Source organism: Cohnella herbarum (assembly GCF_012849095.1).
Lineage (GTDB): Bacteria > Bacillota > Bacilli > Paenibacillales > Paenibacillaceae > Cohnella > Cohnella herbarum.
The window spans coordinates 6,264,550-6,277,562 of sequence record NZ_CP051680.1; the positions used below are offsets into that span (position 1 = coordinate 6,264,550).

8 protein-coding genes and 1 pseudogene are annotated in these 13,013 nt (G+C 48.2%); 6 read left to right on the forward strand and 3 right to left on the reverse strand.

The window, feature by feature from the left end; genetic code table 11:
* Positions 1–79: 79 nt before the first annotated feature.
* Positions 80–3,202, reverse strand: coding sequence for a beta-galactosidase (locus tag HH215_RS26630; RefSeq protein WP_169282638.1), 3,123 nt, complete (start codon positions 3,200–3,202; stop codon positions 80–82).
* Positions 3,203–3,388: 186 nt separating this feature from the next.
* On the opposite strand from HH215_RS26630, the gene HH215_RS26635 reads away from it, so the two are divergent.
* From HH215_RS26635 to HH215_RS26660, 6 genes and pseudogenes are all read left to right on the forward strand, one after another.
* The gene (locus HH215_RS26635; RefSeq protein ID WP_169282639.1) at positions 3,389–5,149 is read left to right on the forward strand and encodes a sensor histidine kinase; all 1,761 of its coding nucleotides are present in this window, start codon (positions 3,389–3,391) and stop codon (positions 5,147–5,149) included.
* The gene (locus tag HH215_RS26640) at positions 5,146–6,756 is read left to right on the forward strand and encodes a response regulator transcription factor (RefSeq protein WP_169282640.1); all 1,611 of its coding nucleotides are present in this window, start codon (positions 5,146–5,148) and stop codon (positions 6,754–6,756) included. The genes HH215_RS26635 and HH215_RS26640 overlap by 4 nt, the downstream gene beginning before the upstream one ends.
* Positions 6,757–6,880: 124 nt before the next feature.
* Positions 6,881–8,200, forward strand: coding sequence for an extracellular solute-binding protein (locus tag HH215_RS26645; RefSeq protein ID WP_169282641.1), 1,320 nt, complete (start codon positions 6,881–6,883; stop codon positions 8,198–8,200).
* 74 nt (positions 8,201–8,274) lie between these two features.
* Positions 8,275–9,162 (forward strand): carbohydrate ABC transporter permease, encoded by an 888-nt coding sequence (locus HH215_RS26650; RefSeq protein WP_169282642.1) that lies wholly within the window; start codon positions 8,275–8,277, stop codon positions 9,160–9,162.
* A 97-nt stretch (positions 9,163–9,259) separates the two neighbouring features.
* On the forward strand, positions 9,260–9,988 hold the full coding sequence (locus HH215_RS26655; protein WP_254450236.1) for a carbohydrate ABC transporter permease: 729 nt from the start codon (positions 9,260–9,262) through the stop codon (positions 9,986–9,988).
* 14 nt (positions 9,989–10,002) lie between these two features.
* A pseudogene (locus HH215_RS26660) lies at positions 10,003–11,327 on the forward strand (glycoside hydrolase family 125 protein).
* Positions 11,328–11,421: 94 nt separating this feature from the next.
* Here the strand turns inward: HH215_RS26660 and HH215_RS26665 are convergent.
* Positions 11,422–11,613 carry a hypothetical protein gene (locus HH215_RS26665; RefSeq protein ID WP_169282643.1) on the reverse strand — a complete coding sequence of 64 codons (192 nt, stop codon included), beginning with the start codon at positions 11,611–11,613 and terminating at the stop codon, positions 11,422–11,424.
* A gap of 144 nt (positions 11,614–11,757) precedes the next feature.
* Positions 11,758–12,915 (reverse strand): acyltransferase family protein, encoded by a 1,158-nt coding sequence (locus HH215_RS26670; RefSeq protein ID WP_169282644.1) that lies wholly within the window; start codon positions 12,913–12,915, stop codon positions 11,758–11,760.
* Positions 12,916–13,013 lie beyond the last annotated feature (98 nt).

The following is a 13,013-nucleotide window of genomic DNA, read 5'->3' on the forward strand; positions in this document are numbered from 1 at the left end:
TACGGAGACCTACTGCGCAGCTTCCTCCGCAAATAGAAAAAACACCAAGCCGTATTACGTGGCTTGGTGCTCTAACGATCTAGGAATGATTCCGAATGTTCACTTCATGAGGACGATACACCGCTTGTAGCTTGCCGTGGCTATCTGCCGTAAACATCACGGTTCGCTCGCTTTCGAGCGTGAACGAATACGTCTGCTTCGTAGTCGGATTCGTTATGCGAATGTCGGCGTCCGCGCCGAATTCGGAAACGAAGATAAACAGCTCGCCATCCTTAAAGCTAAGCTTGCGACCGTATACGCCCGGGCATTCGCCGCCCTGCTCCCAGACAAGCTCAGGCGCAACGCCCGCTTGCGAGATCGCGTGACGGTACAATGCGGCGATCGATTCCGTGCGATCGTTCATTTCCACGGGCAATCCGCACCAGAGAAGCCGTCCTTTGCCAAGCTTCACTTCTTGCAGCGCGGACTTTGGCTTTAATGAACCCGCATCCAGCATAACCTCTTTAGCCAGCTTGGCGATCTTGCGTCCGCCGTAGGAGAGCAATACGTTCTCGCCGTCTAGCGTGAACATTTCTTCGCGCAATACGTTGCCTACCTTACGCGAACCAAGCTCCTCGCTCAGCCTCACTGTCTTATGCCAGTATTCATCTAGACTGATCGGCCCAGTAAATAGCAGCGTAGTTTCATGCTTGGCGACATGGTCAAGCAACTGTTCCATCGACGCGTTACTGAAATTGTGCGGGCTTGGCACGATAATCAACTTGGCGGGTTGTTCGTTGAGCGCTTCAAGCTGATATTCGCCCATTGCGCGGAAAGGCACGTTCATCTCGTGAGCGAGCACTCGCGTCGCGCGGCTCGTTGCTTCGACGGCGAAGCGACGGTTGGATAGGTCGTTCGAATAAGGGAAGATCATCACGACGTCTTCCAGCTTGCGCTCAACGAACAAATCGCGGATTTCTCCCATGAATTGACCGAAATCATAAGAAACGTTCGCTTCGGGTTTCTCGGTGCCATCCGCACGCAACGCCCCGATATTCGATTCGTTTACGTTGTTCATGAAGTAATTAGTATTCCACAGCCATTGAACGGCTCCCGCACCCCCGGTCGAGAAAGCATAGGCATACTTGCGTTCAAGGATATTGCGCAATTCCTCTTCGCTCCGCTTAGCCATCCCGTCCGGCGTTTCGACATACATGATGCCTGTTTCCTGGATCACGTTCGGTTTGAACGGCGTCTTGGCGAATAAGCCGTCCCATACGAGCTGATCCATCAGCCACCAGGAATGGTTGGTCGTGTAATCCATAGCTTGCTCGTAGAAAAAAGGAGATGGGCGCTGAGCGTTTAAGCCTTCGTCCTGCCCGATCGTAATGAGTTGATTCGGCGCGAAGGAGCGGATCGTTGCGTTTAATTCGTTCGCCCAACGGTTCAGCATATCCATGGAGAATAGCGAATAATCGAGCCAACGCGTTCCCTTCTTGCCGGAATGCATATCCTGGATGTCACCGTTAATCTCGCTGTCTTCCGGCGGAATAATGGCATCGAAGCTTGGGAGCTGAGTCGGCGTCATCCCCCAACGTTCCTGAAGCTCGCGGATCGAGCCGTGACGCTTGGACAACCATTCGATATAAGCGGCTTTCTCGTAAGGATCATGAGAGCTGCGCGGACCTTTAGAGAAAATGAGCTTCGGATCGAACATGGACGGTTCATTGATCAAATCCCAATGTACGTTCGCCGTGTTCTTATGACGGGAGACGATCGACCCGACAAAACGCTTCTGAGCTTCTACGCTGCGCGGATCAAGATAGGGATTCAAACCTTCCCATAGCTCGGGCGCGAACGAGAAGAAGCAAATCGTTAACTCAAGCTCGTGTTTCTTCGCCGTCATCACGAAAGCGTCAATCGCCCGCAATATTTCCTCTGAAGGATGGCCATCGAGCAGCATGATGTTCCGATAACCCGTCCAAATGCCGGTACGGATATAGTTGATTCCGGCGTTTTTCATCGCCGCCATGTCTCGATCCCATACGGCAACGTTCGGCAAGAAGATGAAGTTCCGCGCCACGTCGCTGGTCATGTAGGTCATCCCGACTAGCGGCAACGGCCGGCCGCTTTTGCGGAAATAGTCACGATCGCAGGTTAACAGCTCGCCCTCCTGCAGCATTTGCTCATCCCAGCACCAAACTCCCTGACGCATCGTCTTGCGTTCCCCGGTGTTCGAAACGAGATCGGCGCGCATCGCGTATTGCCCGGCTTGCAACTCTAGAGGAACGTTAATCGTAATCGACTGCTGCTCGCGAGAGCCTGCCAACACATAGGTTTGCGTCCATTCGGCTTGGGGCTCCCCGTCCTCGTCTTTGCCGAAGGTAAGCTTCACTGTCCATTCCTTGTTGGAACGTTCTCCTCTATCTCCGAGAGTTTGCCATTGGAATTTGAACTTAGCGCGATCCCCCGGATCATAGCTGGCATATCCCGGCTTCAGCCATGTTTCCGTAACGCCGCGGGAACAATATTCCGCCCATGCCAATATCGCGTTCCCGCCATCCGCGTTCCAGAACGACGCTCGCAGAGGCTGATTGACGAACATCCAACGGCCGCCCGAGTAAACTCCCCGATGATTTTCGAGCAGGACGACCGGAGCTCCCACCGTACGGCCTTCCTTGGAAACGGCGGTAACAAGAGGGTGGATATGCGCGTTCATCGGTCCCAAAGAGCCCATTTCATGAGGCAATGACGTTTCCTTGGTCACATGCAGGATTAAGCTGAATGTCGGTTCGATCGTTAGCCCGCGAATGTAAGGGGAACATACGGGGTTATCGACGGCTCCTATGAAATGATCGAAAGGATCGGGTAGAATAGGCATCGCTTCATGAATATTCAACTGCTGGTGATAGGAGGTTTGTTCAACCTCGACCTGCCACTGTCCATTCTCGCGGTATGCCGGAATGCGGAACGGCGCTCCTCCGGCGCTCAATAATGAGCCGCCACGCTCTAAATAACTTACAATTCCCTTCCAGCTGTCTTTAGGGAAGTAGGGTGCGTGCAAGTTGACGAAACATCCGCCCTCTAACGAAACGAGCGCTTGGTCAAGCTCATCGGCAGTAACCAGTCGGGCGCCCTCTTTAAGCTTCCGTAGAGAGTCTTCATTTATTTTGTCACCCTGGTAAGGAAGCGTTGGATCGTATAAAACAACAATAGGATTCATAGTGAATTGTCCCCTCTCGACACATAGACATGCATAAACTTTATCATGCTTCTAAGGCAAGAAATATAAAAAAAACTATGGAAATGTCCAATAATCGTGCTATATTCATTTTTTGTTTGGATGTAGGGGAAGATGAGGGTGGAAGACGGCATTTTGAATTCGATCTAGAGCGAGGTGAGCGTGATCGTGTCGCATAAAGCGGGCAAGCGATTTATTAGTTTACAGCATAAGATTTTGTTTTTTACTTTGATTCTGGTTCTTATTCCGTTGTTGGTAGTCGGCATTCTGTCTTACGTCAAATCTTCGGAAATCATTCGTCAGAAGGTTAGCGTGTCGGACTTAAATACGGTAACTCAGATTGGGCAAAATCTCGAATTCATGTTCGATTATTTTAACGACACGTCGCTGTTTATGATGCAATCGAATGAAGTGAGGAATTTTCTGAAAATGAGTACGGACGTCGACCCGGTTGTCTATGATGAACAGAAATCATTAACGGAACAGTTATTGACGAATTTGCCGAATGCGAAAACGTTCGTCCATTCTATTCAGCTCGAAGGCCTGTACGGCAATCGATTAAATGCGCGAACGACGGTGCGTCCGTTAACGCCGGAGAGAATTTCCGAAATTCTAGACAGTAACGGGATGCCCCTGTGGTATTTTAACGAAGTCGAATTGGCGAACGGCGCCAAAAAGAAGGTCATCACTTATGAGCGGAAGATTAAGGATATTAACAATATATCCAGTTCGCTTGGCGTGTTACAAATGAATATGGACCTAGATGCTATTAATCGATTGCTGGAGAGCCGGCTTAGCGGGGATATCGACGGATTTTATCTGCTTAACGAAAATAATTCCATCATCGCATCCACGAACGGGAGCAGCGAGAACCAAACGATCTCGGATCTTATCGGGGGTCCGTTAGAGCTGGATTATGAACAAGGTTACTTGGAGCTTAAGATCGATCGGACGCCGTATGTCGTAACTTACGATAAGATTATGCCGCTTGAGTGGCATGTCATTCATCTCGTACCCGTGCGGGCTTTGCTGCAAGAAAATCAGATAATACCGCGGATTATTATTATCGCGATTCTGATTACCTTTTTCATATGCGCCGGAATGGCTTATTTGTTCTCACGGCAAATTATTTTGCCGGTTCGCAAGCTTAGCCGTTTGATGAGCCAAGTCGAAGGAGAAGATTTTAACGCCCGCATTACCGTGTCGGGAAACGATGAGATTACGCAATTAGGGACCAGCTTTAATAAAATGCTGGTACGTTTGCAAGAGATGATCTCGGAAGTCTATACCGCTCAAATCAATAAGAAAGAAGCGGAGTTCAAGGCTTTCCAAGCGCAGATCAACCCCCATTTCCTATACAACACGCTGGATACGATCTATTGGATGAGCCGTATGGAGAAAGCGTTCGAGACGTCCGAGCTGGTGCAGGCTTTATCCAAATTGTTCCGCCTTAGCTTGAATAGCGGCAGGGAAATCACGACGGTCCGCGACGAGGTCGAGCATCTTCGTTATTATGTCGTTATTCAACAAAAGAGGTACGAAGATATGATCGATTTTCAAATCGCGGCAGACGACGAAACGTTGGACTGTCAGACGGTGAAGTTGATTTTACAGCCGATCGTCGAAAACGCGATCGTGCATGGCATCGAGAAGAAGGGTGAGCCGGGTGTCGTTCGCGTGGACATTAAGCGGGAACAAGATGACCTCGTTTTCTATATTTACGACTCGGGCGACGGCGTTAATCTGCAGGAAATCCAACGCTTGCTTGAGCAGTACGGGGAGAATAATAAAGGGTTCGCCGTGAAAAATATCAATGATCGTATTCAATTGTATTTCGGGACACAATACGGTATCGAATTTATGAACGTGCCGGATGGAACCGTCGTTAAAGTGGTACAACCATTCGTTAGGGGAGAGATGACACCATGATCAAGCTGATGATCGTAGATGACGAGTCCATAATTCGCAAAGGAATCCGAACCTCGATTGACTGGGAAGCTTTGCAAGTGGAAATCGTCGGCGAGGCGCAAAACGGCAAACAAGCTTTAGAGTTGGTCCAGCAATTGATGCCGGATATCGTGCTCACGGACATTCGCATGCCGCAGATGGACGGATTGGAATTCGCGCAGCAACTGAAACAGCAATATCCCTTCATAAAAATTATTATTTTAAGCGGATATGACGACTTTAACTACGCTAGAAAAGCGCTAACGATCGGCGTAACCGAATATCTAATGAAACCGGTAGGCGCGGACGAATTAACGACTCTTATTAGCAAAATCGGAGACGAAATCAACAAAAAAAAAATTCAAATTGAACAAGAGCAGAAAAATCAGATCTTGATGCGCGAGAATTTCCCTTACATTCAGCGGAAGTGGTTAAACCAGCTGTTAAAAGGGGAAACGAAGATCAATGCCGCGCTGCTGAATAAAGCATCACAGTTGCGCATTCCCTTAGTCGGGCCGGAATACGGCGTCGTAGTCGTCGACGTCGATGATTTTCGCTTGAATACGGAGCATGTTTCGGATCGGGAAATCGAATTGATCCATTATTCCATTAACAACATCGTGGAGGAAGTATTCTCGTCGGTGTTTCTATGCACGGCCTGTCAAAGCGATTTCGATAACATTAATGTGCTATTGAATGCCAATATGCAAAATAAACACCGCATCATGGAAATCTGCAACGAAGCGCAACGTTGCATTGCCCGTTACATGAAGCTGTCCGTTACGGTAGGCGTTGGTCAATACGTTAGCGATTTGGCGGACATACACGAGAGCTACCGTCAGGCCGTATACGCTATGCAATGTAAGGTGTATCGGGGCAAAGGGCAAGTGATTGCCTATCAAGAAGTGGAATCCGTTATTCAAGGGGAGACGTCCAAGCGAGCGATTCTGTCGCCGTCGGAGGACGAGAAGGAATTATTGGAGTACCTGAGCACGATGGATAAAGCGAAGATCGACGAATTGCTCGACAATCGGTTTAAACAGTTTGCGCAATCGTATGTTTCGTATGAGGACATTAAGAAAATAAGCTTGAAATGGGTTATCTTGGCGATCTCCCACTTGGAACAAATGGGGGTAGACCTAAGCGCGAGCAAACAATTGAATCCTTACGCCGAGATCGAAAAGTACGAGACGACGGACGATATCCAGCGTTGGTTGGGCGGTTTATTTGCCGTATTCATCGACGCGATCGAAGCGTACAAAAACGTGCGATATAAGAATATCGTTGCCGTCGCTATCAAGTACATACACGAGAATTATTCGGAAGAAATCAGGTTGGAGGATATTTCAGCCCAGGTGTTCGTGACGCCGAATTACTTTAGCCGAATCTTCAAGGAAGAGACGGGGCAGCATTTTACCGAGTGGCTGAATAAGTATCGCGTGGAAAAAGCCAAAGTCATGTTGAAGGACGTTAGCGCGAAAATTTATGAAGTGGCGGAACGGGTAGGCTACAACGATTACAAGTATTTCACGCATATTTTCAAGAAGGCGACGGGTTTAACCCCGAAAGAGTATCGAAATCGGCCTTAAATTTGCAACCGGATAGATTTACGGATGTTTTCATAGATATATGTACATTATTAACCCCTTATCAAATATATACTCACAATATCATCGCAAGAAGCTATTACAAACGCGTAGGGGGAGTTAGGTTATGAAGAAAAGTTATAGAGCGTTAACGTCGACGGCGCTAGTATCGAGTATGGTGCTTTTGGCGGCCTGCGGTTCGAATAACGCAAGCGAAGGTTCGGAAGCGGCGAAGCCGAAAATCAAGTTCATGCATATGTATGACAAAAACGCCACCCCGCCAAGTCACCAAGCGGATTTGATCGAGAATTTCAAAAAAGCGAATCCCGACGTTACTTTTGATGAAGAAGTTCAGTCCCATGATAACTATGAAACCAAAATCAAAACATTGTCGGCGGCTAACGAATTGCCGGATCTGTTCCTCGTTAAACCATCGATGGTAGCGACATTCGTAGAAAACGGATTGCTTCTTCCGTTAGACGATCAGCTAAATAAAGATGCGGCTTGGAAAGACGGATTCATTGAAGGAAGTCTGGATCCTTACATCGTGGACGGTAAAACATACGGCGTTCAAATGTCGGGCGGACCTACTCATGTTATTTATTACAACAAGGAATTGGTCGCCAACGCGGGATTCGCGGAATTCCCTAAGACATGGACGGAATTCGAGACTCTCATTAAAAAATTGGTTGAACAGAAGATTACGCCGATCGCGCTCGGTAACAAGGGGAAATGGGTTGCGAACTCCTCTTATATGAGTACTTTAGGAGACCGATTTACGGGTACGGAATGGTTCAATAGTCTAGTTGCCAATGAAGGCGCGAAGTTTACGGACCCTGAATTCGTACAAGCTTTGGGCGCGTTGCAAAACCTCGTGAAAATCGGGGCGTTCAATAAGGATATGAACAGTATCGATAATAACCAACAAAGAACGAGTTATTATAACGGCAAAGCAGCGATGTTCATTGAAGGCTCTTGGGCGGCGAACGCCGTAGAATCAAGCGCGCCGAAAGACATCGTGGAGAAAACGGGGCTTGCGGTATTCCCTGCGATCGAAGGCGCCAAAGGCGCGCAGAACAGCGTATCGGGCGGCGGCGGTTGGGCTTACGCGGTCAATGCGAAGGTAGATCCGGCTAAATTGGACGATATTCAAAAGCTGATTAAAAGCTTAACGGATTCTTCGGCTGCGAAATTGATCTTGGAGTATGGAGATATTCCTTCCAGTAAAGTAGAAAACATTGAAAGCATCGAGTTATCGCCGATGAGCAAGCAGCTCGTTCAATTGCTGGAAACAACGAAGTATACGCCGATCTACGATACGCGTATGTCTCCGGGATTGACGGAGTCCATGAACACGACGCTTCAAGAGCTCATGATCGGCAAATACACGCCGGAGCAAGCGGCGGAGGCTATGCAAAAGGAATACGATAAAGAAATGAAGAAATAAAGAGCGGTTTGCGATATTCTCCTGGGCACCCTGCTCAGGAGAATATTATTTTCAAAGCTTGAAGGAGGACCATCATGAATGATTCGTCGGCCATCCGCCCCAAACGCGTTACGTTTTTGATCTATTTGTTGCCGAGCGTGATTTTGTTCGCTTTTATGGTACTCGTTCCGGTCATTCTGGCTGTGCGATACAGCTTCTTTAATTGGTCCGGCGGTCCGAAAATGGACTTTATCGGGCTCGAAAATTATATGACTTTACTTACCGATAGCTACTTCTGGAACGCTTTCTTGAACAACTTGCTTATCGTATTCTTTAGCGTGTTCGGCCAGATCGGAATCGCTTTCGTCATCAGTATCTTCCTGATGTCGAAGGTCGTGAAGCTGAAAGGCTTTCACCGTACGGTCATTTTCATTCCCGTCGTTCTGTCTTCCGTCGTTATCGGATTTCTATGGGGAATGATCTATAACCAGGATGCCGGGATGTTAAATTGGTTTCTGCAAACCATTGGTTTAGAGTCTTGGATCAAGCCGTGGTTAGACGATCCCTCGCTTGTTATGTATTCCGTTACCGTACCTATCGTGTGGCAATACATCGGTTTTTACCTCATTATCTTCTTGGCCGCGATGCAAAGCATTAACAACGAGGTCTATGAAATGGCCGAGCTTGACGGTGCCACAGGGTTTAAGAAAATGCGCTATATTACGCTTCCGCTATTATCCTCTACGATAAAAATCGCCATCATGCTCTGTATTGCCGGGAATATGAAGGCGTTCGATAGTATTTTCGTCATGACCGGCGGCGGTCCGGGCAGCAGCTCGACCGTAATGGCACAGTACGCCTATGACACCTCGTTCAAAGCGTACAAGCTTGGTTACGGCAGTACGATTTCCGTCGGTATTATGGTGTTAAGCGTTGGGTTGATTATTATTAGCCAACTGTTTGGAGGGAAAAATCGTGCCTAAGGCAGTCAATAAAATCGGGAGCATATCGATTAACGTCTTTATGTTTGCTGTATCATTGTCGTGTATTTTTCCTTTGATTTGGATGTTATACTCTTCGTTGAAAACGGAGCAAGAATTTAGTCTCAACATCATGTCGTTACCATCCAAGCCGCAATTCCAGAACTTTATCGACGCTTTCGAGATCGGGAAGATGGGCACGTATTTCTGGAATAGCGCCTTCGTCAGCTTGTTTACCGTTATCTTTACGATATTGTTCGGGTTTTTCACCGCCTACATCTTGGCGCGGTTTAAGTTCCCTTTCCGCAACGTTATTTACTTCATGTTTCTGACGGGTATGCTTATTCCGATCCACGGCTTGCTTATTCCGATCTTCATTGAATTCAAAGCGCTGGGACTGCTGAATAAGCATGTTACGCTCATTTTCCCTTATGTAGCCTTTAATTTATCGATGGCTATTTTTCTGTTCGAGAACTTCATTAAGACGGTGCCGCTAGACGTGGAAGAAGCTGCGGTCATCGATGGCAGCAGCTCGACCAACACGGTGTTGCGCATCGTGCTTCCGCTTTGCATGCCGGTCATTTCGACCGCGGTTATTTTATTTTTCCTCGGCGCATGGAACGAATTCCCGTTCGCGCTTGTGCTCATCGAGAGTGCCAATCTGCGAACCTTGCCGATCGGATTAACTAATTTCAACGGACAATATACGGCCAACTATACGCAGATGTTAGCGGCGATGGCTATCGTCGTATTGCCTGTTATTATCGTGTACCTCGCGTTCTCGAAGAAGGTCATGCAAGGGATGACGGCCGGAGCCGTTAAAGGATAAGGGAGGGGTTCATTTTGGAACGTTTTAGATTACCAAAGATTAATTTAGGGTCATTCCCTCTCCCGCAAGGCGTGGAGCAGGCGCTGCAAACCGCCGAGCAGAAGCTGGCGAATCGTCCTAAGCTGCTTAAGCTGTTCAAGAATTGTTTTCCCAATACGTTAGAGACGACGACCAAATTAATGGATGACGGTACGACCTTCGTGATTACCGGCGATATTCCCGCGATGTGGTTGCGCGACTCGGTCGAGCAGGTGCGTCACTACTTGCCTTTTGCCAAGGACGACGCGGAGCTTCAACGGATTATCGGCGGCTTGATTCGGCGTCAAATGTTTTACATCCTTAAAGACCCTTATGCGAATGCATTTAATGAGGGCCGAACGATTGGCATTGGGATGCGAATGACGAGACGGATATGTCCCCTTGGGTGTGGGAACGGAAGTTTGAACTGGACTCCATCTGTTTCCCGATGCAGCTAGCCTATTTATTGTGGAAAGAAACCGGGAAAACGGAAATTTTCGATGAAAACTTTAAATCGGTTATGCGCAAAACGGTTGATCTGTGGAAAGTAGAGCAGCGGCACGAGAACTCGCCTTATACGTTCATGCGTCGGAACTGTCCGGCTATTGACACGCTGCGCAACGAAGGCAAGGGCATGCCCGTCAACTACACCGGGATGATCTGGTCCGGCTTCCGCCCAAGCGACGATGCATGCGACTTCCATTATAATATTCCTTCGAATATGTTCGTCGTTGCTGTCCTTCGTCAAATGCAGGAGATTGCGCGCTATGTGTTCCGCGACGAGCTGTTCGTTAAGGAAATGGCAGTGCTCGAGGAAGAGATCGAGCATGGCATTCAGCTATACGGCGTTGTCGATCATGCCAAGTATGGACGGATCTACGCTTATGAAACGGACGGTTACGGCAATCATTGCTTAATGGACGACGCGGGGACGCCGTCGTTGATGTCGATTCCTTATCTCGGATATACCTCTAACGAAGATCCGATTTATCGGAATACGCGCAAATTTATTCTTAGCAAGGACAATCCTTTCTATTACGAGGGTACAGCAGCTAAGGGTATCGGAAGTCCTCATACGCCGCCGGATTACGTGTGGCATTTAGCGCTTTCGATGCAAGGATTAACGGCATCCGGCGACGAAGAAATGCTTGCAATCATCGATATGATGGAAGCAACGGATGCGGATACCGGATATATGCATGAAGGATTTCATGCCGATGATCCCGCTACGTTCACGCGATCATGGTTTGCATGGTCCAACAGCATGTTCGCTATGTTAATCCATAAGGCGATGGAACGAGATCTGTTTAATAAGAAATAAAACAAGCCCCTTGCGATCAGAATTGGAAACTTCTGAGCTCAAGGGGTTTGTTTTGTTTTAACCTAAGACCTACATTAGATATGGCCGGCCCGACCTACTGTTTATTTCTTGATTTGTTCAACTTGGAGAAAGTAAGAAGCGCAGCGATCATCATGACGGCGAAGCCGATGTTTTCGGCGGTTTCTTGCGTTGCTCCTAGCGAAACGCTTACTAAGGTGCCTAAGGATTTAGCTAGCAAGGCGACTGCAATGATGAGCAAAGGTCTGGTGAAATTGAATTTACGCATGCGTTAAGCCTCCATTTAAGACCGCGTAGATAAGAGTCGTTAAGATGAGTCTAACATATAAGTCTTTCCTGACTGCAGATTTATTTCATTATGCATTTTGGAGGCCTTCAGGCAACGGTAGAGGGGTGTCTTTTTACGATCAGATCAGCCGGATACTTCCGCTCGGCCCGACTTTCTAGCTAAACCGAAGATTCCCGGGATCCGACGAATGAGCGACGCGATGGTGAAACAAAGGATCACGGAGGCGCAGCCGGTTAATCCGAATTTCAATAGAGGATGCCACGCCAAATTTCTAAGAGCGTAAGCCGTATAAGTGACAATCGGCGCATGGATGATGTATACGACAAAAGCATTGGACGATAGCCACCTTGTCGTCTTCGTTGCCGCGCCGTTCCAGCGGTTGCGGAACCATACTAGCAGCGCGTAAGTAATCCCGAGACCTAATAAAGGATCGATAATCGCATAGAAGATCGCTTGCCAGCTAGACCCTCCCATGAACGTTGAAATATCCCCTTCGAGCGCTCCTCCTGCCATCATTCCCGCGGGTAACAATAGGATCAAGCCGATATTCGCCCATTTCCACTTTCTAGCCGTCCGTTCGCTCAACTGTTGCATCCAGTGGCCGCGATAAGCCGCGATGCCGGCCATGAACAAACCGATATAGGCCGGAAAATACCCGAGTTGAAGGTTCAAGAAATCGGTTCCGACGGGATAGGCTAGGCGTACGACGAAATTGGCGACCATTACCGTAGCGAGATAACTGATCATCAGCCGTGGCGTTAGCGCTAAAGGATGTTTCGAACCATCGAGCCTTCCTGTCAACTTGCGGAACCCGATATAAGCAGCGTAGAAGAGGAGCAAGGCGACCAAATACCACAATGGCCCTGTCGCAAAATCGCTCACGCTCCGGATGGGATGAGGGAGCACCTCTTCCTTCAAGTAGTTGCCGAAAGATCCCGTATACCCGGTGGAAACATACCTGAGAATCGGTTCGAGGACTAGCATGTAAATCAATAGAGGAATTCCGAACCGTAACAGCCGGGCTCTAAGGAATCCCCCTGCCGTATTGCGATCGTAAGAAGCCGGCGTGACGAATCCGGAGATGAAGAAAAACAACCCCATGAAGAACGTTTGGTTCACCGCGGTGAACGTAGACAACAGCGCCGTAGCCGCGGTATCGTCCTGATTCTCGTAATAATACCAGCTCCCCGCACCCCCATATACAATGGACGTATGGTGAAGAACTACCAGCACAGTCAGCAATATTTTCAGCCGATCAAGATAGATTAACCTTTGCTCCATATAATCTCATCCCCTTTGGATTTCATGCTCTCAAGGTAACACGGGAACAAATGGAAACTCACCGAAATAAGATCGACAAATCGCGCAAAAGATTTTTC

What these genes read in the sequence shown, in the direction of transcription:
- HH215_RS26630 (WP_169282638.1), bottom strand. Translation starts at nt 3,202, where the DNA reads ATGAATCCTATTGTTGTTTTATACGATCCAACGCTTCCTTACCAGGGT.
- HH215_RS26640 (WP_169282640.1), top strand. Translation starts at nt 5,146, where the DNA reads ATGATCAAGCTGATGATCGTAGATGACGAGTCCATAATTCGCAAAGGA.
- HH215_RS26645 (WP_169282641.1), top strand. Translation starts at nt 6,881, where the DNA reads ATGAAGAAAAGTTATAGAGCGTTAACGTCGACGGCGCTAGTATCGAGT.
- HH215_RS26650 (WP_169282642.1), top strand. Translation starts at nt 8,275, where the DNA reads ATGAATGATTCGTCGGCCATCCGCCCCAAACGCGTTACGTTTTTGATC.
- HH215_RS26665 (WP_169282643.1), bottom strand. Translation starts at nt 11,613, where the DNA reads ATGCGTAAATTCAATTTCACCAGACCTTTGCTCATCATTGCAGTCGCC.
- HH215_RS26670 (WP_169282644.1), bottom strand. Translation starts at nt 12,915, where the DNA reads ATGGAGCAAAGGTTAATCTATCTTGATCGGCTGAAAATATTGCTGACT.